This window comes from Candidatus Poribacteria bacterium (assembly GCA_021295755.1).
Classification (GTDB): domain Bacteria; phylum Poribacteria; class WGA-4E; order WGA-4E; family PCPOR2b; genus PCPOR2b.
Genome location: JAGWBT010000041.1, coordinates 1 through 380 on the forward strand (window position 1 = coordinate 1; position 380 = coordinate 380).

The following is a 380-nucleotide window of genomic DNA, read 5'->3' on the forward strand; positions in this document are numbered from 1 at the left end:
ACTGGGTTCCGGTACCATCGGTCGAATCGGCAGCTGCTCGTAAGAACGATAAGAGAGATCTGCCAAGTGTGGCGTTTCTATGCGGATATATCCCTGATACCTAGAACGCATCGCCGCGTCCAACACACCGGTCGTCAACAGCGTCCGCTCAACTGGATATTGGGGAATCCCTGTGAGGAACATCTCTTCGATGTTTAGGCTGAGATAACTAAAATGTGCGTGAGGACCCCCACCTTGTAGACGAAACTGGACACCTTGAATTTCGCCGTTAATCTGCCCCGCATAGGCGAAGTCACTGATGTAGCCGTTCAACATCAACATCGCTGACCTAAACCCATCACTGTGTTCGAGTAGAAAAACGGCGGGGTTCTCGCAATGGT

At 51.3% G+C, this 380-nt stretch carries 1 protein-coding gene; it reads right to left on the reverse strand.

Translation table 11 applies throughout. The features are described 5' to 3' along the window. On the reverse strand, positions 1 to 380 hold a 380-nt coding region (locus J4G02_07940), incomplete at both ends, for a hypothetical protein (GenBank protein MCE2394504.1).